This window comes from Bacillus sp. JKS001846, from assembly GCF_900176455.1.
GTDB classification, from domain to species: domain Bacteria; phylum Bacillota; class Bacilli; order Bacillales; family Bacillaceae_G; genus Bacillus_A; species Bacillus_A cereus.
The window spans coordinates 2,138,622-2,160,913 of record NZ_FWYG01000001.1 but is presented as its reverse complement, the minus strand read 5'-3'; the positions used below and the strand labels follow the sequence as shown (position 1 = coordinate 2,160,913).

The following is a 22,292-nucleotide window of genomic DNA, read 5'->3' as shown; positions in this document are numbered from 1 at the left end:
TTTTCCGGATGCTCTTTCTGTATTTATTTTTTATTTATTTGCAAATGATTACACGGAGAACATTGAAAAGGAATTTTCCCTAAGCAATTAAGATTCGTTTCACAAATTTGTTCTATCGTTGGAACAAATGGAATGACAACTATGTTACTTTCTACCATTTGTGTAACAGGTGGCAATACTGTGCCTACTTGATGTTCGAAACGAATACTCGCTTGATTTATATAATTTCCTGAACCATTTGGCGCGCTCTGCACTACTACTTGGAACGAAACTGTCCGTGCTTCACCTGGATTTAAATTTCCTATAATAAAACCTGATACTGGGTTTACATTTAGCACTGGCGTATTATCAATCGTTACAGTTCCAAGGACAAATTGAACACTACTATCTAACATATCTTGAAAACGAATATTTTGTATTGCTGTATCCCCCGTATTTGTAATAACTGTCGTAAACGTAATAACATCGCCAATTGTTGCTGCCTGTAAATTTGCCGTTTTTACGACTGTCGTTGAGACATTTTGAGAAATAAACGGGATAACAACTGTATTGCTATCACCTTCAACTACTACTGGCGGCTCATTCGGATTTACAGTTGCGAGCCCATTTGCTATAGCAGTATTTGTAACTAAATTATTTATTTGTCCTCCTGTTATTACAACTTGGAAATTAATAATTGCTGCGTCATTTGGCTGAAAATCACCTAACGGAATACCGGTATTCGGATTAGCAAATGGAAGAGGTACATCATTTACCGTTACCGTGCCATTTATAAATAAAGTATTCGGATCAATGATATCTGTTAAAACAATATTCGTCACAGGAACTGTACTGTCATTTATAACGGCAATTCCATAAGTGACAACATCTCCTACCATCGCTACTTCAAAGTTTGCTCCTTTTGCAACAAATAAGATTGCAGTATTTACCGTCACTATAACTGTATTGCTCGTATCCATCACTGTAACTGGAGGCTCCCCTGGTACTAAAATATATTCTGCTAACGCCCCAGCAACGTTCACTACTGTGCCACCATCTGGAAAGCTCGTAATCGTAGCTTCATATGTTACAATCGCCGTCTCACCAACTGGAATGTCTACAATCGTAAATCCAACCTGCGGATTTACTCCCGGACGAGCTACTCCATTTACAGTTACACTATTTGGTATAAAAACAGCTTCCGGAGATAGGACATCGATAAATAGAATATTCATCGCATCAGCAGTACCAGTATTTAATATTCGAACCGTATACTTTACTGTTTCTCCTACTCCAACAATTGAATGATCTACTTCTTTTTGCATATCTAAACTGCCTCTATTTACTGGTGTGACTGTCGTATTACTTGAATTCGTAATTGTAAACGGAGGTTCTCCTGGAATTAATTCAAAATCACCCGTTACTCTTGCTGTATTCATAATGCTACTAGAAGGCGGAACTGCGATTACATTTACTTCAAATGTAATTAATACGCTATCCCCTACTGCAAGATTAGGCAATGCAAAGCCTACAAATGGATCTAAACCTACTTGCGGAATCCCATTTATTTGTACACTTCCAGGAACGAATTCTAAACTAGGTGATGGAACATCACTAAACTGAACGTTTGTCGCTGTTACCGTTCCCGTATTTGTAACTTGCACACTATACGTTAACGTATCTCCTAATCGTGTCGCTTCTTTATTTACAGATTTTATAACGCTGAACCGTCCTCTATTCACTCTAGTTATCGTCGTATTACTCGGCTCTGTTACTACAACCGGTGGCTCTCCTGGCACTAAAGTAAAGCTTCCTGTTATATTTGCAACGTTCGTAATTGTTCCTGATGACGGGATGTTTGTAACTGTCGCTTGAAACGTCACTATAACTGTTTCACCAACTGGGATATCTCCAACTCCAAATCCAGTAATCGGATTTAAGTTTGGTTGCGGGGCTCCATTTATCGTTACACTATTTGGTACAAATGACGCACCTGTTGAAATCGTATCAATAAACTGAACATTGTTAGCTGTTACTGTTCCTGTATTCGTTATTTGCACTGTATACGTCAATACATCTCCAACTAGAGTAGCGGCTCTATTTACTTGTTTAATAACATTAAAGCGTCCTCTATTTACAGTTGTGAGTGTTGTATTACTTGGCTGATTTACTATAACTGGTGGTTCTCCTGGTACTAAAATAAAGCTTCCGGTAACATTTGCCGTATTGGCAATTGTTCCGTTTGACGGAACGCTAACAACTGTTACTTGGAATGTGACTTCTACACTTTCACCTGGAGTTATATCCGGAAGTGAGAATCCAGTGTTAGGATCTAATCCAGGCTGTAACACACCGTTTATCGTTACACTATTCGGTACGAATGTTATAGAGGATGGTAATACATCACTATATTGAACATTCGTCGCTATCACTGTTCCCGTATTTTGAACTACTGTTGTATATGTGATTGTATCGCCTACTGCAACAACCGGCTGACTTACTGATTTTAAAACATTCAAACCAGATTCATTTATTTCTGTTAATGTCGTGTTACTTGTCGTCGTTTCAGTAATAGGCGGCTCTGTTTCACTTACAGCAAACGTAGCCGTAACGTCCACAAAGTTAACAACTGTTCCACCTTGAGGTATGCTCGTTACCATCTCTTGGTATGTGACAAGTACAAAATCACCTACAGGTATATCTGGAACTGCAAAGCCTATAAACGGATCTAATCCTGGTTCTGGCACTCCGTTTATACTCACACTTCCTGGAACAAATGCTACACCACTCGTACTAGAATCAAGAAATTGGACATTCGTTGCCGGTACCGTTCCAAAGTTAAAAATTAGTACATCATAGGTTAATATTTCCCCAACCGTCGCTGCCTCTTTATCTACTATTTTTACTGGAAAAATTGAAGCTATATTAATTGTCGTAACGACTAAATTCGTTAATATCGTTTGCGTAATCGGTGGCTCCTGCGGATTCGGTTGTGAAGTAAATGTAACGTCAGCATCATTTAATATGACTTCATTATCAGGAATTTCCGTAATGGTCACTTGGAACGTTACAGAAATACTCGCACCAGCATTTAATAACGGACTAACTGTAAAGCCTATTTCTGGATTTAATCCAGGTTGCTGTATTCCACCTATCGTTACACTGTTGTCAACAAACGTCGTCCCTTCTGGAATGACATCTTGGAAGAGTACATCTGTAACAGGGATAATTCCTACATTCGTTATTAGCACTGTATACGTTAATACATCCCCAACAGCCCCAGTTGCAATATTTACTGTTTTTATTGCTGTCACTTCACCAGGAGGAGGTAACGGTATTGTAACTACCGTTGTATTACTTGAGTTCGTTGTTGTTACAGGTGGTTGTAAAGGATTCAATAAGAAAGTAGCTGTAGCAGACGCTGTGTTTAGAACTGCCCCAAGCGTTGATGGTGCAACAACTATCACTTGGAATGTTACTGTCAATGATGTGCCAGCTGCAATATTAGGAAGCGGGAAACCAATATTTGGATCAAATCCAGGTTGAGGCGTTCCATTTATCGTTACACTATTTGCTACAAATGTTGTTTCTGGAGCAATCGTGTCAATGAAAGAAATATTTGTAGCTGCAACTGTACCTGTATTTCGTATAACAACAGAATATGTGTAAGTCTCTCCAAGTGCTGCTTGTTGTACAGATGAAGATTTTTGTATAGTTAGTCTCGCTGTATTTACTTGTGTTACTACAAAATTACTATTTGTAGTAGTCGTTATAGGAGGTCCTGCCGGATTTATAAGGAAACTTGCAGTAACATTCGATTGATTTCTTATATTTCCACCACTCGGAACGCTTGTCACTGTCACTTGGAACGTAATTGTAGCAGTTTGCCCAACTGGAATATTTGTAACAGGAAAACCCACTATAGGATTCGCACCTTGCTGAACGACTCCATTAATCGTTACACTATTCGCTACAAATGTAGCTCCAGATGGGATTGGATCTTGAAAAATAATATTCGTTGCGGGGACAGTTCCTGTATTTTGAATAAGAATCGTATACGTTAACGTATCTCCTACACCTGCTTGTGGTGTATTTACACTTTTTATTACATTAATTGATCCTACATTCACTCGCGTCACAACAATATTACTAATCGTTACAATTGTAATTGGTGGCTGGAGAGGACTTACTTGGAAATCAGCAGTTACATTCGCATTATTCGGAAGAACTCTATTTGGTGGTACACTCGTGATTGCCACTTGGAAAGTAACTGTTACTATACCTCCTACTGGAATATTAGCAAGTGGAAATCCAGTTGTCGGGTTTAAACCTGGTTGAGGTGTCCCGTTTATTGTTACACTATTCGCTACAAAAGCGGTTCCAACTGGAATCGGATCAAGGAATGATACATTTGTCGCTACTACCGTTCCACTATTTTGTATAGCAACTGTATATGTTAGTGTATCTCCTACACCTGCTTCAGTAGCGCTTACACTCTTCATTACATTTAGTCCTGAGGAATTCACAACTGTCATAACAGTATTACTTGGAACCGTCACAGTAATTGGTGGCTCTGTTGGATTTACAAGAAAATCTCCAGTTACATTCGCGTTATTTACAACATTATTCCCTGGCGGAATTTCATCAATTAATACTTCAAATGAAATAATTACACTCGCGCCAGTAGGTAAATCATTTAATGGGAATCCTAGTCCTGGATCTGCCCCCTCTTGTAAAACACCATTAACCAATACACTATTTTCAATAAATAATGTCCCTGGCGGAATTGAATCTTGGAAAAATATACTTGTAGCTGGTACACTACCTGCATTTATAACTTCGATTGTATATACTAAAACATCTCCTACCGTTGCCACATTCGTATTCACTGCTTTCACAACTTCAAAGTTCCCTGATTGTACTGTCGTATTCACAACGTTACTCGGTACATTGATTGTTACTGGTGGTTCATTCGGATTCACTTGAAAGCTTGCTGTTACATTTGCTTGATTTAAAATATCTTCATTTTCTGGATTCTGTACAATTACTACGTCAAATGTGACTACAACCGTTTGAGCCGCAGGAATATTCGGAAGAGAGAATCCTGTATTCGGATTTAGTCCACTTTGCTGTACTCCATTAATTGTTACAGAATTTGCAACGAAGGAAACAGCGGAAGAAATAGTGTCTTGAAATAACACATTTGTTAGCGGAACGTTTCCTGTATTTTGAACGGCAATCGTATATGTTAAAGTATCTCCTACTGCTGCTTGTGTTGTATTCACTTCTTTTATTACATTTAAACCGCCTGTATTAACTTGTGTCACAACTGTATTCGTTTGTCTATTAATCGTTATTGGCGGCTGATTCGGAATAACGACGAAATTAGCAGACACATTTCCGCGATTCGGAATCGTACCTCCTGATGGCGTAGAAGTTACTCGTACTTGAAATGTAACTGTCCTAGTCCCACCTGGAGATATGTTAGCAACTGTAAAGCCAGTTGCCGGATTTGCCCCAGGTTGCGAAATTCCATCTACAGTTACACTATTTGTGATAAAAGTCGTTCCAGTTGGGATTGGATCTTGAAAAATAACATTCGTCGCAAGTACATTTCCTGTATTTTGAATTGTTACCGTGTACGTAAGAACGTCGTTAACCGTTGCAAAAGCTTTATCCACTGTTTTTCTCGTTGTTATATCAGCTATATTAATTGTCGTAACTACAGTATTGCTTGTCGCTTGCCCTGAAACTGGTGGTTGACCAGGTACTGGAGTAAAGTTAAATGTTACACTCGCACGGTTTGGAATTGGATTGACAAGAGGGTTTGATGTCACTCGAACTTGAAAGCGCACTACAGTCGTTTGCGATGCATTAATACTTCCAAGATTAATACTACTTGCTGGATTCGCTCCTGGACGTGCTACCCCGTTTACCGTAACGCTATTTGCGACAAATGTTGTTCCAGCAGGGATACTATCAACAAAAATAACATTGTTTGCAGTGATGTTTCCATTATTCGTTACATTAACCGTGTACGTTAATACATCATTAAGTGTTGCCGTCTGTAGATCTACAGACTTTTGCATACTTATAGTTGCTTGATTCACTGTCGTTTGTACTGTATTTGAAGAAGACGTACTTGCAATAGGAAGGCTACCAACGAAAGGACGAAATTGGTAAGACACCATTGCACGATTTGAAATAGGGTTTGGATTTGGAAACGATGTAATTCTTACTTGGAATGTAACGATTCTTTGAGCATTATTTGGTATCGTTCCTAAATTAATTCCACTAGCTGGATTCGCACTTGGTTGTGTTACTCCACCAACCGTTACACTACCAGCTATAAATGCTGTGCCGTTCGGAATACTATCTTGTAATAAAACGTTGTCCGCACTTCCTGTTCCTGTATTCGGAACTGTAATCGTATAAGTGAGAATATCTCCTATACCTGCAACTGCTTTATCAACAGATTTGACAGGATTTATAATCGGTCCCGTCGCATCAATTTGAACACCAAAACCAGCCGCTGCATAACCATCACCATTTGTAACGAACCGAACGGTTGCTGACGTTTGATTATTTACTAATGATGATGAAGCATCTACGTTTGTAATATCCCATCCTTGTCTTCGAACAGCCAAAGCTATCCCTAATGGCTGATTCAAATCTCCAAACGTTCCGGTTGTATCTAATTCCCCAAAGTCATTACAAATTTGAGATTGAAAGAAATTATTTGCCGGATTTCTCGGTCCGAATAATGCAACTGTAGCATTTGGGTTTGGTCCAAAGCGAAGTTGATCTCCAGAAATGTTGGAATCTCCCTCTTGAACAGTTACGAGTACTCTTCCTGTAACAGCTCCTGTAGCTGGAGTAGCAAATCCTGAAATAGTAGCATCAACAGGCGGGGATGAAGCATCAATAATTTCTTGGCCTGCATAAACTGACAAATTCCGAAGAGGTAAACTTGCATTTTGATATACAACCTCAAGCGTCCAGCCAGCTGAACGACTGATTGTTGGATCAGCTGAAGTTCTTGCAGCGGGCACAGCACCTGTTGTATATGTGCCTGCCCCACCTGCACTAACAAGATTCGTTACATTAGCAGAGCGAGCATAATAAAACTGATTTCCTACTGAACCTTGCTGCGCGGTAGCGGGATCTGGCGTAACAGCAAACGTCCCTGATGGTGTTGTAAATGTAATATCATCATTTAAAAATGGTAAAACATCTTCCGTATCAGTCCGAAAAGTACCAGCCCAAACTAACTCTGCATATAGCACACTACTCCCCGCCGGAAGATTTAAAATTGCACTCGAAGAATTCAATTGCCATTCATCCGTCGTTCCTGCTGGGAACCCTGGTACTTGCAGCGCTGTATTTACCGTAGTAAATACAGCAAGTGTACCAAAAATATTACCTGGCGCAGGTGATGTAGGGCTAAGCCCTAACGTGTTCCCAGTGAACGTGACGGCACCAGGTACTGTTGTTGTAAAACGGTTTATAAAAGGCACACAATCATCTCATTTCATTTATAGTAAAAAGTGCTCTATACTATAAAATGTAGACAAACTATGCAATGTACGTTGTCCAACAAAATTCCGCACATACGAGAGGAGTTTATAAAACTATGCGCTACGTTATCATAACAGGAACTTCACAAGGTTTAGGTGAGGCTATTGCCACTCAATTGTTAGAAGAAAGTACAACTGTCATCTCTATTTCTAGAAGAGAAAATAAAGAACTTACTAAACTTGCAGAGCAATATAACAGCAATTGCATTTTTCATTCCTTAGATCTTCAAGATGTACATAACTTAGAAACTAACTTTAAAGAAATCATTTCATCCATTAAAGAAGACAATGTATCCTCTATTCATTTAATTAATAATGCAGGTACAGTTGCACCTATGAAGCCGATTGAAAAAGCAGAAAGTGAACAATTCATTACGAACGTTCACATTAATTTACTTGCACCTATGATTCTTACATCTACGTTTATGAAACATACGAAAGAATGGAAAGTAGATAAACGCGTTATAAATATTTCATCTGGTGCAGGAAAAAATCCTTATTTCGGATGGGGCGCTTATTGTACGACGAAAGCTGGTGTAAATATGTTTACACAATGCGTAGCAACTGAAGAAGGGGAAAAAGAATATCCAGTAAAAATCGTCGCTTTTGCCCCCGGTGTTGTTGATACAAATATGCAAGCACAAATTCGTGAAACAGCTAAAGAAGACTTCACAAATTTAGACCGCTTCATTGCATTAAAAGAAGAAGGAAAGCTATTATCACCTGAATATGTTGCGAAAGCTATTCGTAACTTACTAGAAACTGAGGAATTCCCTCAAGGCGAGGTTATTAGAATTGATGAATAACAAAAAGGCGTGCTAAAATAGCACGCCTTTTTGTTTTACTTCTCTAAAAATATGAGCACAGATTCCGCAATTTGTTCATAACCAATTTCTTGATAAATTTTATTAGATGTCGGATTCGCTAGATCAGTATATAACGTAGTCGTCTGGTAGCCTTCATCTAACATACGTTGACTAAGTGCTGCTACACAATGAGATGCATACCCTTTTTTCCTTGCTTCTTTCGGCGTATATACGAAATTGACTGTTATATTATTTTTAGTTGGTCTCGTTTTTGCAGCTACAGAAACGAGTTTCCCATCCACTTCCAAACCAAACAGTCGATTTGTAGTTATTAATGTATACGCAGTTTGTTTTGCTTCTTCTTTCGTAGTAGGAAGCTTTACGTCTTCACAAAATTGATATATCCACTGTTCTATTAATGGTAATTCATCATTATTTACCGCTCGGAAAAGTCCATTCGCATTACACTTCTTCTTTACTCTGTTCAGCTCATACACACCTTGCTCCATTGCAACATTCGTTTTTTTATTTTCTAATACGGCAATCTCTTCCGCTAATTTCTGTACAATTTTCTTATTACCGATCAATCCAGGAATATCCGGATATACTTTCGTTAATTCTTTTGCAAGTTCCTCAATAGTTACTCCCGCAATTTCAGAAGTTGCAACAATGATTTGTTTCTTCTCTTCTGTTTGCAGAAATACAACCGCAATTTCTTCTCCTTGTTTCGCTATCCCCATAAATATCGGTTCTTGGACCATTTGTAATACACCTAATATGAGATTGTTTTCCTGCTCATTCTTTTCTAGAAATGGTGTAACATCTTCTTTAAAATGAAAAATCTCTTCATATACATGTAATTGAATCATCGACAATCTCTTCTCTCTATTCATAGTTTAATTAAGTATTGGCGATTAATTCATCAAATCCCTCTTTTACGATTCAATAATATTCAAAGCTAATGTATTCAAAGCATTTTCAGCTTGTAAAATTCTCTGTTTTTCCTTTTCAAATACATCTTCTTCTTGTTGAAATGACTCTTTTCGATTTTTGATCATGCGCTCCATCTCTTTTTTACTCGGTCCACCGTATACATTTCTTTTTTGAATAAAAGCTTCTGGCGATATAATTTCTTTCCACTCTTTTTCTAATAAATTTATTTTAAAATGTTCTTGCAAGTACATATTTACCTCTTTGAAGTGTAATTCATGTAGTTCTTTTTTCTGCTCCAATGACATATTTGCAATAGCACTTGCTGCATGATGAGCATGCCGAAATGGAATTTCATAGTTTTTTGTTAAAACATCGGCGAAATCCGTTATCGTTATTGCATGTTTATAGGAACGACTTTTTAACGTTTCTTCTTCTACTTTCATCGTTCGGATCACTGCATTCATCATACAAAAAACACGAATTGCCTTTTCAATCCCTTTATATAAATATGGCTGCAAGTCATCTTCCGTATCGACAATATCACCAAATGGTGTATTATGAATCATTTGAAATACTGTAAATGCTTCTCCTAAAGCACTACTCGTAATTGCACGAGCATGTTCAATTGAAACCGGGTTTCGTTTTTGCGGCATAATACTACTGATTTGTACATATGACTTTGCAACAGTAATACCGTCATATTCTTTCGTTGCTAACAACAAAAAGTCATGAATCCATCTACTCGTATTCGTCATCATTACCATAAGTAGCGAGCTAACTTCTAATAAATAATCCGCTCCAGCAACAGCATCATATGAGTTCTCAATTACATTTGTAAATCCAAGTAGATGAGCAACTCGTTCTCGTTTAATCGGGAAACTTGTTGTAGAGAGTGCAGCCGCCCCCATTGGAGACTGATTTAAAAGCTGGTACGTTTTTTTCATTCGTTCTAAATCTCTTTGCATCGTATCATAAATTGCTAACGTATAATGACCAAATGTTGTTGGCTGTGCTGGTTGTGTATGTGTATAAGCTGGCATGATCGTTTCCTTATGATCAGCAGCAAGTTGCAGTACACTTTCTTGCAATAACAAATGATGTTCTATTAATCGTAATACATATCGCCTTAAACTCATGCGATACATCGTTACGCCCATATCATTTCTACTTCTACCAATATGCATATTACTTACAAAATCGCATTTCGCTTCTTGAGAAATTAAATGTTCGACTAAAAAAAAGAGATCTTCATGCTGCTCTGTATAGAGCAATTGCTCTTCTGGAATTCCCTCTACCTTTTTTAATGCGTGTAATATAACTTTAGCTTCTTCCTTTTTCATTAAATTTTCTTCCGTCAGCATCGTAATATGTGCTTTATGCACTTGAAACATATCTTTCAATAAGTAATTTCGTTGAAAATCAAATACATGTTGTAATACACAATCCACATATGTTTTCCCAGGGAAATCAGCGCCTTCACTCTTTATAAACTCTTCTTTACTTTGTTTCATCACCTTTTCCCCTCTCACCTAAGTATTACTACCCATCATACCCAGAGATAGAAAAAAAGTGCTTGTACATAAAAATAAACTCGGTGCTCTCTGCACCGAGTTTATTTAATAAAAGTCGCATCATACTTATCACTTTGCAACACTTGGAAATGCAAGTTTGCTAAATGCTTCCGTATTTCTGCACTATCGTCTTCATTTAAATTATTCGCCAAAAACACAATTTCTGTACAGTTTCCACGTTTATCCATAGCATAAACTGCTTTTGTAACCGTCCATGGTGTGTAACCATTCTTTTGCCCCGCATGTCTGAATGTTTTACGGTATTTCTTGGCACTCATGTCTGTTTCAACGATATTTGCCCACACTTTTTCTTCAGCCTCTGTCAAGCCACCTTTATGGTTTGCCTTTTGAAGTAATACCATATAATCATTTGCAGAAGCTGCTGGTAATCTATCTGACCAAATTTTGTCGTAACGTTCCTCTAAATAAAGCGGAATTTCCTTCTGTAATAATGGTCCCTTCTTCTTTAAGCGTTCATGAATAATCATCGCATATTCACGATATTGCTCTTGAGACATTTCTTTTAACTTTTTCTCTATTTTATATTTTGGAACATGTAATTCTTTATGCAAATATCCCGGGATATACAAAGATGAAACGATTGGAAATAGTGGTTGATGTGCAGGAAGTGATAAACTTTGTAAATTTCGATTGATGTTATCTAATCCTAACAATTCCATTAAGTATTCAGCATTTGCATTCGAACTAAACTTAACCATTCCTTTTGCCACTTCTTCTAAAGAAACCGCTCCTTCAGTTATCTTGCCCGTCTTCTCCAAATACTTTTGCCATCTATCTTGTGCACCACCATCTGTATTCGGCACATAATAACGATTCACATCATTAATCGACACGAAACTAGAAGAATCAATTTTCCCTTCAGTAACTTGTTTCGTATATTCAAGCGCCACAATTAATTTCATCGTACTAGCAACTGGCAATACAACATTTGGGTTTACAGAATAAACAACTTTATCATTTCTCTTTACTAGAAGCGCACTATTTTTTTCATCTTTATGTTCTTCAATAAAAGATGCAATATACTGTGCATCATCATTATTTGAACTCCACACTTTTTTCACTAAAAAGTTACCCGATATTAGCAAAACAAAAATACCCACAATTACTGCGCATACTATAGTTTTTTTCAAGTAAAATTCCTCTCCTATTGTGTAACTCTTCTCTATTTATCATTTAAAAACAAAATAATGGAGATGGTCATTTAAATAACCATCTCCATTATTTTAACTTGTATGCTCCTATTATGTCTACGTCATAAATTTCACAAAATCCTCAAGAAACTTTTTATAATGTAACGACCAACCAATTCGCACCCAATTTTTTAATGCTTTTGCATCAGGTTGAGGCCGAAAATCAGCAATACTCTCTCCTTTTGCAATTCCAACTGTATCTACATCGACACGACGATATACATAATCTAAAAGGGATGGATTTGCCGCAACCATCATTGTAACGACGTCATGTACTGGACTTCCTTTTATTTTCGGATTTAACTTTCTATAAGCTTTATAATAGTACGTAAATATCGGCTCGATTAACTTATTAAAACTCGTTTTAGAGTGTTTCGTAATATATTTTACCATTTCCGGTGTAATAATTGCTTCAGATGTAACGTTAAGTGGCACTAATGTTACATTTTTGGCATTTTGCATAACTAATTGTGACGCAATGGGATCACCATGAAAATTCGCCTCTGCGACTGGTGTTACATTGCCAGGCATTAAGAAAGCACCGCCCATTATATAATATTCTTTCACATACTTCATCATCGGCTTTTCTAAAATAAATGCTGTCGCTAATGTTGTTGATCTACCAGCATCGACTATTATTAATTCTCCTTTATATTTTTCAAGAAGATCAAAAAATGTACAAAAAGGCTTTATATTTGGTGAAAAAGTTTTTGGAGGTTTAATTGGCCCTAAACCGTCTGTCCCATGAATTTCTGGATAATACGTCGTAATATCTCCGGATAAAGGAATTTTCGCACCATTAATAACAGGTATATCTTCCCGTCCTGCCATTTGCAATAAATATGCGGCATTACTTGTCGCCTTTTCTTGTGTTACATTTCCATATCCCGTTACTACACCAACAATATCAATATCAGGATGCAACAATCCATACATAATTGCTAAAGAGTCATCAATGCCTGGGTCTCCTAAAAATAATACTTTTTTCATCGACCTCAACTCCATCCCCTCAGTTGTTATTAATTTATGAATAACCGTGGATATACAGAATAAAAAATGAACAAATTCACACAAAAAAACGCAGTCTTATAAGGACTACGTTTCTTCAGCTAACCTATACTGTTTTTTTTATAGCACTCATACTTCCAATGATGTAAGCGATAAACGCAAAACAAATCGGGAAGACAACTGTATGTATACCGAACGGATTTGGATAGAAAAGATGAATACACATATATGAGCCTACCCCAACTAAAATAGACGCAAGCGCTCCTGTAGCATTTCCTTTCCTCCAATATAACCCTAATACGATTGGCCAAATGAATGCTGCTTCTAATCCACCGAAAGAAAATAAATTTAGCCATATTAAAAAATCTGGTGGTTTAATTGCCGCTGCATAAACGAGTAGTCCTACAATACCCGTAATCCACAAACTTCCTTTTTTTATCGTACTGTCTGCTGCATCTTTATTTATGTAATTTACGTATATATCTTTAATAATTGACGAGCTTACAAGTAATAATAAAGAGTTTACTGTAGACATAATCGCTGCCATCGGTGCAGCTAAGAAAACTCCAGCTAACCAAGGTGGCAACACTTCCATCGCAAGTAGCGGCATTACTTTATCTGGTACCGTTATACCTGGAAGTACTACTCTTGCAAATACACCTGTTAAATGCATACCGATCATAATTGTGCCAACGACAACGGTTCCAATTATTAAAGCTTGGTGCATCGCTTTTGAATTTTTATAAGACATGGCACGCACGCTAATTTGCGGTAAACCGACAACGCCAATTCCAATTAAAATCCAAAATGATGTAACATATGATTTCGTTAAACTGCCATCTGCTCCGAATGGTGTAATTAACTTTGGATTAATTTGAACAAGTTCCTGCATAATCTTTTCAATTCCACCACCAGCAATGACAGTAGCAATTAAAATGATTGTTGTTCCAACTAACATAATGATTCCTAATAATGTATCTGATAGAGCAACTGCACGAAATCCACCAATTAATACGTACACAAGTACAGAAAAAGTAAATAAAAATAGTGCTGTTGTATACGATAGCCCCGTTAGTGACTCGATTAATCGTCCACCACCGACCCACTGGGCTACTGTCGCTGAAAATAAAAAGATAATAATACATAACGCAGAAAGTATAACAACTGCTTTATTATTGTATCTCCCTTTTAAATAATCGATAAGAGTAATTGCTTCCATCTTCCTAGCGATAATTGCAAACTTTTTACCGATAACCGTTAAAACGATATACCCTGTTACAACTTGAATCGCAGATAACAGTACCCATCCAAGACCCATATTGTAAGCAATACCAGGGCCACCAATAAAGCTACTTGCACTACCGTACGTAGCAATCATTGTCATCGCTAATAATAAACCGCCTAGCTCACGCCCACCAAGAAAATATTCTTGCAAAAATTTATTATGAGCAGTTGCTTGCACGCGTCTTGAAGCATATACACCAATTAAAAATACAACGATAAACGAAATTATCATTGGAATGATTACATACCAATTCATCTATTATTCCTCACTTTTTTCTTCCTCATCGAGTGAAATATCTTGAAATACAAAACGAACAACTAAACTAAGTAAAATAACCATAACGATAAATCCAACGATACAGCTATAAAAAAACCATGCGGGAAAACCTAATACATATGTATATTCATTCGGATTTTTACTACCAAGCCCATAAGCAAATCCGTACCAAATTATAAAATTAATAATAGCAAGTCCAAGACCAATTAACGCTTCTCTATGGGCTATTCGAAAGCGTGGATCATCATGATAATCTTTCATTTTTCCCCCTCCTCTCACGATGTATTATTGTACCATTGTTCTTCTAGTTTTTCCTACTAGAAAGCAAAAACAAGCAGGATTTTTTTATAATCATATAGAAGATTCTCTTACATTACATATTTTTTACAATTGTAACACAAATGAAATTTGAATTTTCAGTATTTCTTAATTATGATTTTAATTAGAGGCTTTCCATCTAGTTTCCACATCCTTGATTTCGGAATAAGCGCCGTCTCGTACTGCGTTTACATTATATTTTCAAGGGGGTTATACAATGAGTCAACTAGCTGTAAATCTTCATGAAAAGGTAGAGAAGTTTCTTCAAGGTACAAAAAAGTTATATGTGAATGGATCTTTCATTGAAAGCGCTTCCGGTAAAACATTTAAAACACCTAACCCAGCAACTGGTGAAACACTTGCCGTCGTTTCTGAAGCTGGTCGCGAAGATATTCATAAAGCTGTAGTCGCAGCTCGTATGGCTTTTGACGAAGGTCCTTGGTCTCGTATGAGCACTGCTGAGCGAAGCCGTCTCATGTACAAGTTAGCTGATTTAATGGAAGAACATAAAGAAGAGCTCGCACAGCTCGAAACATTAGATAACGGAAAGCCAATCCGTGAAACAATGGCAGCAGACATCCCACTTGCAATTGAGCATATGCGCTATTACGCTGGCTGGGCTACGAAAATCGTTGGTCAAACAATTCCTGTTTCCGGTGATTACTTTAACTATACACGCCATGAAGCTGTTGGTGTCGTTGGTCAAATTATTCCTTGGAACTTCCCGCTTCTTATGGCAATGTGGAAAATGGGAGCAGCGCTTGCTACAGGATGTACAATCGTTTTAAAACCTGCAGAACAAACTCCACTATCTGCTCTATACTTAGCTGAATTAATTGAAGAAGCTGGATTCCCGAAAGGTGTTATTAATATCGTACCTGGATTCGGTGAATCAGCTGGACAAGCTCTCGTTAATCATCCACTCGTTGATAAAATTGCATTTACCGGTTCTACTCCTGTCGGTAAACAAATTATGCGACAAGCATCCGAATCATTAAAACGCGTTACACTTGAGTTAGGCGGTAAATCACCAAATATCATCTTGCCGGATGCTGATTTATCTCGCGCGATTCCTGGTGCACTTTCTGGTGTTATGTTTAACCAAGGACAAGTATGCTCTGCTGGATCACGCTTATTTGTTCCGAAGAAAATGTATGATAATGTCATGGCTGATCTCGTCCTCTATTCTAAAAAACTAAATCAAGGTGTCGGTCTTAACCCTGAAACAACAATTGGTCCTCTCGTTTCTGAAGAACAACAAAAACGTGTAATGGGCTACATTGAAAAAGGGATTGAAGAAGGCGCTGAAGTACTTTGCGGAGGAAGTAATCCATTCGATCAAGGCTACTTCGTTTCTCCTACAGTATTCGCTGACGTAAATGATGAAATGACGATCGCAAAAGAAGAAATTTTCGGTCCAGTTATTTCTGCAATACCATTTAACGATATTGATGAAGTAATTGAACGTGCAAATAAATCACAATTCGGCTTAGCGGCTGGTGTGTGGACAGAAAATGTTAAAACAGCACACTATGTTGCAAGTAAAGTACGTGCAGGTACAGTGTGGGTAAACTGTTATAACGTGTTTGATGCAGCATCTCCATTTGGAGGATTTAAACAATCTGGTCTTGGCCGTGAAATGGGATCTTATGCATTAAATAACTATACAGAAGTAAAGAGCGTTTGGCTTAACTTAAATTAATGAAAAGAACCTGACCTATCCGGTCAGGTTCTTTTCATTATGTATTCCTTTAAACTTGCAGTCCTCCGCTCACATTTAGTACTTCACCTGTAATATAAGATGCGTATTCTGATGCTAAAAAGGCTGCTGCGTTCGCAATATCTTCTGGCGTTCCAATTCTACCAACTGGAATAGCGCCAACCATCTTTTCTTTCACTTTATCTGGTATCGTTTTGGTCATATCTGTATCCATAAACCCCGGACAAATCGCATTACAAGTAATACCGAAACTTCCAACTTCTTTCGCTGCTGTTTTTGTTAATCCTACAACTCCAGCTTTCGTTGCAGCATAATTTGCCTGTCCAATATTCCCCTCTCTACTTATAGAAGAAATATTAATAATTCTTCCATATCCTTGTTGTCTCATATAAAGAAGTGCTGGTTGCATACAATAAAAAACACCAGTTAAATTCACTTGTAATACTTGTTCCCAAGCAGATTTCTCCATTTTATGTAACATTGCGTCTCTTGTAATTCCAGCATTATTCACCAAAATATGTAATGTACCAAATTTTTGAACCGCATATTCAATTAACGACTTTGCTTCATTTTGATTACTCACATCACATCGATATGAGCACACTTCATATCCTTCATCTGATAACTCACGTGTCGTTTTTTGTAGCGTCTCTTCATTTACATCGCTAATTAATACTTTCGCCCCTAGCTTTGCATAAACCCTTGCAATCTCTTTTCCAATTCCCTGTGCAGCTCCTGTTACAACAGCTGTTTTCCCATTTAAAAACTCCATTCCTATCCCCCATTTCTATTACTTATACTGTATATTTCGGCTTTTTACTTTCCAACTCCTCTTTGTATAAAAAAGTCTATTTGTGTCAAACTAACTTTGCAACGTCGCATAAAGTGAAACTTTAATCAGTGGGAAGTTTGTTCATCCCCCACTGATTATCAGCCCTCACCAATCGGGCAGTTACGGGCAGTTAATCTCCCACCTAGCTTCTTTGTTCCATCTGAGTTTTAAGGTTGGAGTTTTACTACCCGTTATGCGGGATAAAGTGCAAGGAGATTGTGTCGAATGAATAAAAAGAATTTCAAACAAAGCAAAGCAACGGATGGCATTGATGTTGAGTTCTCTCGCGAACTCGCTGACCACAATGACTTAGAAGCAAACGCACGTGCAAATGCCGCTGATGCACGTCAAAAGCGCCAACCAACCGAAAAATAAGGTACATGACAACCTTATTCTTTTCAAAAGGGACCTACTACCCAACAAAATAAACCGAGAGACATCTCTCGGTTTATTTTCTATATTTTTTTGCATAATGAGCCAAAGTAAGCAACGGATATATATGAGCATAACTATGATAACGAATATAAAACCCACCTGGTAAACCTGTTCCAGTAGGATATTTTTCATTTATATAAGGGTTGGAGAGCAAATATGAAATACCTTTTCGAATAACTGGCGTTTCTTTATCATAGTAAGAAATGAGGGCATCTAACGCCCATGCTGTTTGGGATGGTGTACTAAATGGCAAAGTAACAAATCTTTTTTCTACACTACTTTGGCAAGATTCTCCCCAGCCACCATCTTCATGCTGTATATGTTCAAGCCATAAAGCTGCTCGTTTCAATGATGGATCACTAGATGGTATTCCTAGTGACCGTAAACCAGTCAACACTGCCCACGTACCATATATATAACAAATTCCCCATTTCCCATACCACGATCCATTTTCTTCCTGTACATTCATTAACCAATTTATCGCACTTTGTTTTTGTTTCTCGGGCAATTCATTTTGCGTATACGTCCCAAAAAATTCTAGCACTCTTCCTGTAATATCTGGTGTAGAAGGATCTGTAATCATATCACTTGCATTCTCGATTGGTAAATTTGCTAATATACGGCTCGTTACCCCTTTTTCAAAAGCTCCCCAACCACCATCATTATTTTGCAATCCTTTAACCCAATTAACCGCTCGCTTCCAAGCATTATCTACATTTTCGTTCCCTCTACTTCGCGCCAACGCTCTTAACACAGCAGTTGTATCATCAATATCTGGAATCGTCGTATTCACATCCGAAAAGCCCCAACCACCTGGGAAGAGATCCGGTGCATGTACACTCCAATCTACTTTCTTCGTTTGCTGTTTTCTTAGTAAATACGCTGATGCATTTTGAATCACTTTACTTACTTTCGGAACTTGAGCTTCTTGCAAAGCATAACTGAGTAAAGCTGTATCCCATATAGTTGACGGAGAGTTTTGCAAATGGCTCCCTCTCTCCATCTTCCATATATAAGATGTAATTCCCATTATAGCCTTCTCAATAATTGGTGATTGAATAGAATGTCCTAATGCAAGTAAAGCATAAATCATATAAAACGAGGCAGTTGCGTAGCTATATAATGTTCCATTTTCATCAATACGCCCTTTCATAAAACGTTCTACTTCCTCATATCCTTTATGATGCAAAGAAAGTGGATACGTTATAATTTTCTTCACGTCACTTACTAACGTTTGAAAAACTGGAGACCGATCCTCCCGAAACCATTCTCCGCCCCCGCCTGCAATGTGATTTAAATTTGGCAATAACTTTTTCCCTACTCGAAATCTTTTATTTAAACACAACATCATCGGAATTAAATGAATACGTGCTGAGCTACTCAGTTCAAATATACTGAGAGGGGAATCATTCTGCAGAAACATAATTGGTGTTGGCAAATGAAAGAGAAAAGGATATTCATATTCTCCATGAATCGCTAATAAAAACTTCGTCATAAAATGAGCACGTGCTACCCCACCGCGCTCATTTATAAACATTTCCGCTCGCTTCATATTCGCATCTTCTTTTGTGTATTTTTCCGATGCAAGTAAGGCGGCATAAGATTGAATGGTAGCTGATAAATTACCTCCCACTTCATCTTCATACAATTTCCATGTTCCTTCATTTGTTTGAAGTGATGCTAATCTTTTCACAAACGGTTCTATCTCTTTATCTCTACCTAATAATTTTAATAAAAAAATCATATGGCAATCTGTTAATGGAGCTCCTTCAAAACAAAACCGCCACGTACCATCTTGCCGTTGCATTGTTTGAAGTGCAGTTGTTCTTCTCGCTATTTCTTCATGCACTTTTTCATATAATAACAAGTTACTCACCCACCCTTTCGAAATCCGTATAACGATATTCAAAAAGGTAGCTGAATATGTATAAAAACAAAGAAAAGCAGAACATATAAAATGTTCTGCTCATAAACAATACCCTACTCCGACAATAATTCCTAATAAAGCACCGACTACTACTTCATACGGTGTATGCCCAACAAGTTCATTTAACTTCTTATATTCTGTTTCTCTACCGTGAAAAAAGTCATTCAATATTTTTGCTTGTTTACTTACTGCAAGCCTTACTCCTGAAGCATCATACATAACAATAATGGCAAAAATAGTAGCAACCGCAAACATCGAGCTTTCCACACCTTCCACTACTCCAACTCCTGTAGCAAGCGCTGTAACTGTTGAAGCATGAGAACTTGGCATCCCACCTGAAGCAAAAAACTTTGCAAAATCAAATTCACCTGTTTTAACTAATTTAAAGACTACTTTCGTTAATTGTGCTAAAAACCATGAAATTACAGCTGCCATAAGCGGATCATTATGTAAAATTGTTTCCATGTTCTCAGCTCCTTACTAGCTATAATGGAAATCCTATATAGTATCAGTATAAAGAAAAATGCGTAGAAAATACTACGCATTATGATACTTTTGCTGATTTATTTTTTATAAATTTCGGTTGTTTCTGCACTAAAAACTTAGTCTTCGCTACCGAGAATACAAATAATGCAACCCATATACAGAAAAATGCAATCATATGAGTAGATGTGAAATGTTCACCAAATACGAATACACCTAAAATTAAGCTAATTGTTGGTGCAATATATTGTAAAAAACCTACCATATAAAGCGGAATAAGTTGGGCTCCTTTTGCAAAATAAAAAAGTGGTAGAGCTGTAACAATACCCGCTCCTATTAATAGTAATGTCGATAACATTGAGATAGAGCCAAATGAGCCGAAACCATGTACTCCTGTCATTACTAGATAAATAATCGCAAACGGCGTTACTAACATCGTTTCCATCGTAAGTCCAATTGTCGCATCATAGTTTAACAATTTTTTCGTTAATCCGTATAATCCAAATGAAAAGGCAAGTGAAAGAGAAACCCACGGGATAGCCCCGAAACGTACTGTTAAAATGATAACCCCCACTCCAGCTAAACCAACTGCAACATATTGCCAGAAGTTTAACTTTTCCTTTAAAACGACTGTACCAAGTAAAATACTAATAAGCGGATTAATATAATAGCCAAGACTCGCTTCAATAACATGATTATGATTAACGGCCCATATGTAAACAAACCAGTTTCCACTAATCAAGACTGAAGCTATTGTTAATGACATTAATAATTTAGGTCGTTTAAAAAGATTCACAAATTCCCCAATAAACTGGCGAAACCTCTTCGTAACACCTAATACGAGTAACATAAAAACAAACGCCCAAACGATGCGGTGTGCTAATATTTCATCTGCTGGAACTTCCTCAACCCATTTCCAATAAATCGGTAGGATTCCCCACATCGTGTAAGCACCAGCCGCATATAGTATCCCTTTTTTTTGCTCTGCTGATTGACTCCCCATCTTCCTTTTTCTCCTCTTCTCATTTTTTCTCCATTATACGGTCTCACATGCTCACTTTACCAATAATCAATCTGCATTTCTTTCGACATTTCTCATACAACGAATAATAAACATACCGTTATTACAACAAGTAACGGTATGCCGAAAACAAATTTCTTTTTATGAGTTTTATGATGAAACATATACATGCCAATCCAAGCTCCAACTGCTCCCCCAGCTGCCGCTGATAAAAACAACGTACTTTCTGGCGTTCTCCACTGTTTCTTCTTCGCTTTTCGTTTATCAAGCCCCATAAGGCTAAAAGCTATAATGTTAATAATAAGAAAATAAATCCATTTCATCGCTTTCTCTCCTTATGAAAAATTCGCTTAATGGTAACACGAAAAAACGACGGAAACAACTGAAGAACTCTTTTTATCCAACTAGTTTCATTCCTTTTTCTTAATTAGTTACCTTCATATTTACATAACCAACTAAAATCGCAGTTAAAGCATTTAATATAGAAAAATGTTATGAGCAGAATCCTATATTTCATTACATTCATCCACTACCATATCATCAAAAAAATTGCTCTCAATCACTTTCTCATCAAAACGAAGAACTACAATTAGCCCTACATATAAAGAAACAAAATTTAGAAACCATTCCCCATTCTCATCTTTCTTAGCTAAGCATTTAAATATCTCTTGAAATTGCATACGCTCATCTGTCGCAACAACCGGTCGCACGCCAAAATATTTCAATACAAGATGTAGGTTGAGCTGCACGGATAATGATAAAATATACTTTAATAACTCGGTATAATGAGCAACATTTTTTTGACTATATAACTTCACAAGCTCTTCATGTAAAGTAGAAATTGATAATTCTTCTTTAGTCACTTTTGTTGCTTCTATCATTTCAATCATCTTTTTCATATCCATTCCAT

At 37.3% G+C, this 22,292-nt stretch carries 16 protein-coding genes; 3 read left to right on the top strand and 13 right to left on the bottom strand.

Going from position 1 to position 22,292, the window contains the following annotated elements:
- Positions 1 to 23: 23 nt before the first annotated feature.
- Positions 24 to 7,496, bottom strand: a complete 7,473-nt coding sequence (locus B9A45_RS11725; RefSeq protein ID WP_084064055.1) for a DUF7507 domain-containing protein — start codon at positions 7,494 to 7,496, stop codon at positions 24 to 26.
- Between the two features lie 116 nt (positions 7,497 to 7,612).
- Here B9A45_RS11725 and B9A45_RS11720 point away from each other — a divergent pair, with 116 nt between their 5' ends.
- Positions 7,613 to 8,362, top strand: a complete 750-nt coding sequence (locus B9A45_RS11720; protein WP_084064054.1) for a (S)-benzoin forming benzil reductase — start codon at positions 7,613 to 7,615, stop codon at positions 8,360 to 8,362.
- A gap of 35 nt (positions 8,363 to 8,397) precedes the next feature.
- Here B9A45_RS11720 and B9A45_RS11715 read toward each other — a convergent pair whose 3' ends face one another.
- From B9A45_RS11715 to B9A45_RS11690, 6 genes are all read right to left on the bottom strand, one after another.
- Positions 8,398 to 9,231, bottom strand: coding sequence for a GNAT family N-acetyltransferase (locus B9A45_RS11715; protein ID WP_000615376.1), 834 nt, complete (start codon positions 9,229 to 9,231; stop codon positions 8,398 to 8,400).
- Positions 9,232 to 9,297: 66 nt separating this feature from the next.
- Positions 9,298 to 10,806: an argininosuccinate lyase gene (gene argH / locus B9A45_RS11710; RefSeq protein WP_084064053.1), complete on the bottom strand. Its 1,509-nt coding sequence runs from the start codon at positions 10,804 to 10,806 to the stop codon at positions 9,298 to 9,300.
- A gap of 101 nt (positions 10,807 to 10,907) precedes the next feature.
- The gene (locus B9A45_RS11705; RefSeq protein ID WP_000751366.1) at positions 10,908 to 12,017 is read right to left on the bottom strand and encodes a serine hydrolase; all 1,110 of its coding nucleotides are present in this window, start codon (positions 12,015 to 12,017) and stop codon (positions 10,908 to 10,910) included.
- A gap of 117 nt (positions 12,018 to 12,134) precedes the next feature.
- Positions 12,135 to 13,067 carry a nucleoside hydrolase gene (locus B9A45_RS11700; RefSeq protein ID WP_000756459.1) on the bottom strand — a complete coding sequence of 311 codons (933 nt, stop codon included), beginning with the start codon at positions 13,065 to 13,067 and terminating at the stop codon, positions 12,135 to 12,137.
- Between the two features lie 124 nt (positions 13,068 to 13,191).
- Positions 13,192 to 14,625, bottom strand: a complete 1,434-nt coding sequence (panF, locus tag B9A45_RS11695; RefSeq protein WP_053513938.1) for a sodium/pantothenate symporter — start codon at positions 14,623 to 14,625, stop codon at positions 13,192 to 13,194.
- Positions 14,626 to 14,628: 3 nt separating this feature from the next.
- Positions 14,629 to 14,907 (bottom strand): YhdT family protein, encoded by a 279-nt coding sequence (locus B9A45_RS11690; RefSeq protein ID WP_000656239.1) that lies wholly within the window; start codon positions 14,905 to 14,907, stop codon positions 14,629 to 14,631.
- A 274-nt stretch (positions 14,908 to 15,181) separates the two neighbouring features.
- Between B9A45_RS11690 and dhaS the strand changes: the two genes are divergently transcribed.
- Positions 15,182 to 16,666: an aldehyde dehydrogenase DhaS gene (gene dhaS, locus B9A45_RS11685; RefSeq protein WP_000080279.1), complete on the top strand. Its 1,485-nt coding sequence runs from the start codon at positions 15,182 to 15,184 to the stop codon at positions 16,664 to 16,666.
- Between the two features lie 49 nt (positions 16,667 to 16,715).
- On the opposite strand, the gene fabG is transcribed toward dhaS, so the two are convergent.
- Positions 16,716 to 17,456, bottom strand: coding sequence for a 3-oxoacyl-ACP reductase FabG (fabG, locus tag B9A45_RS11680; RefSeq protein ID WP_000395043.1), 741 nt, complete (start codon positions 17,454 to 17,456; stop codon positions 16,716 to 16,718).
- A gap of 285 nt (positions 17,457 to 17,741) precedes the next feature.
- Here fabG and B9A45_RS11675 point away from each other — a divergent pair, with 285 nt between their 5' ends.
- Positions 17,742 to 17,891 carry a YfhD family protein gene (locus B9A45_RS11675; RefSeq protein ID WP_001035813.1) on the top strand — a complete coding sequence of 50 codons (150 nt, stop codon included), beginning with the start codon at positions 17,742 to 17,744 and terminating at the stop codon, positions 17,889 to 17,891.
- Positions 17,892 to 17,964: 73 nt separating this feature from the next.
- Here B9A45_RS11675 and B9A45_RS11670 read toward each other — a convergent pair whose 3' ends face one another.
- The 5 genes from B9A45_RS11670 to B9A45_RS11650 form a co-directional block, all read right to left on the bottom strand.
- The gene (locus B9A45_RS11670) at positions 17,965 to 19,818 is read right to left on the bottom strand and encodes a terpene cyclase/mutase family protein (RefSeq protein WP_084064052.1); all 1,854 of its coding nucleotides are present in this window, start codon (positions 19,816 to 19,818) and stop codon (positions 17,965 to 17,967) included.
- Between the two features lie 99 nt (positions 19,819 to 19,917).
- Positions 19,918 to 20,343, bottom strand: a complete 426-nt coding sequence (locus B9A45_RS11665; RefSeq protein ID WP_000447820.1) for a divergent PAP2 family protein — start codon at positions 20,341 to 20,343, stop codon at positions 19,918 to 19,920.
- 79 nt (positions 20,344 to 20,422) lie between these two features.
- A complete protein-coding gene (gene rarD / locus B9A45_RS11660) occupies positions 20,423 to 21,364 on the bottom strand; it encodes an EamA family transporter RarD (RefSeq protein WP_084064051.1) in 942 nt (313 codons plus the stop codon).
- A gap of 92 nt (positions 21,365 to 21,456) precedes the next feature.
- Positions 21,457 to 21,705 (bottom strand): DUF1294 domain-containing protein, encoded by a 249-nt coding sequence (locus B9A45_RS11655; RefSeq protein WP_000871346.1) that lies wholly within the window; start codon positions 21,703 to 21,705, stop codon positions 21,457 to 21,459.
- 183 nt (positions 21,706 to 21,888) lie between these two features.
- Positions 21,889 to 22,287, bottom strand: coding sequence for a hypothetical protein (locus B9A45_RS11650; RefSeq protein ID WP_084064050.1), 399 nt, complete (start codon positions 22,285 to 22,287; stop codon positions 21,889 to 21,891).
- Between the last annotated feature and the right edge of the window lie 5 nt (positions 22,288 to 22,292).

What these genes read in the sequence shown, in the direction of transcription:
- B9A45_RS11675 (WP_001035813.1), top strand. Translation starts at nt 17,742, where the DNA reads ATGAATAAAAAGAATTTCAAACAAAGCAAAGCAACGGATGGCATTGAT.
- B9A45_RS11655 (WP_000871346.1), bottom strand. Translation starts at nt 21,705, where the DNA reads ATGAAATGGATTTATTTTCTTATTATTAACATTATAGCTTTTAGCCTT.
- rarD (WP_084064051.1), bottom strand. Translation starts at nt 21,364, where the DNA reads ATGGGGAGTCAATCAGCAGAGCAAAAAAAAGGGATACTATATGCGGCT.
- argH (WP_084064053.1), bottom strand. Translation starts at nt 10,806, where the DNA reads ATGAAACAAAGTAAAGAAGAGTTTATAAAGAGTGAAGGCGCTGATTTC.
- B9A45_RS11650 (WP_084064050.1), bottom strand. Translation starts at nt 22,287, where the DNA reads ATGGATATGAAAAAGATGATTGAAATGATAGAAGCAACAAAAGTGACT.
- B9A45_RS11700 (WP_000756459.1), bottom strand. Translation starts at nt 13,067, where the DNA reads ATGAAAAAAGTATTATTTTTAGGAGACCCAGGCATTGATGACTCTTTA.
- dhaS (WP_000080279.1), top strand. Translation starts at nt 15,182, where the DNA reads ATGAGTCAACTAGCTGTAAATCTTCATGAAAAGGTAGAGAAGTTTCTT.
- fabG (WP_000395043.1), bottom strand. Translation starts at nt 17,456, where the DNA reads ATGGAGTTTTTAAATGGGAAAACAGCTGTTGTAACAGGAGCTGCACAG.
- B9A45_RS11690 (WP_000656239.1), bottom strand. Translation starts at nt 14,907, where the DNA reads ATGAAAGATTATCATGATGATCCACGCTTTCGAATAGCCCATAGAGAA.
- panF (WP_053513938.1), bottom strand. Translation starts at nt 14,625, where the DNA reads ATGAATTGGTATGTAATCATTCCAATGATAATTTCGTTTATCGTTGTA.
- B9A45_RS11720 (WP_084064054.1), top strand. Translation starts at nt 7,613, where the DNA reads ATGCGCTACGTTATCATAACAGGAACTTCACAAGGTTTAGGTGAGGCT.
- B9A45_RS11715 (WP_000615376.1), bottom strand. Translation starts at nt 9,231, where the DNA reads ATGATTCAATTACATGTATATGAAGAGATTTTTCATTTTAAAGAAGAT.
- B9A45_RS11665 (WP_000447820.1), bottom strand. Translation starts at nt 20,343, where the DNA reads ATGGAAACAATTTTACATAATGATCCGCTTATGGCAGCTGTAATTTCA.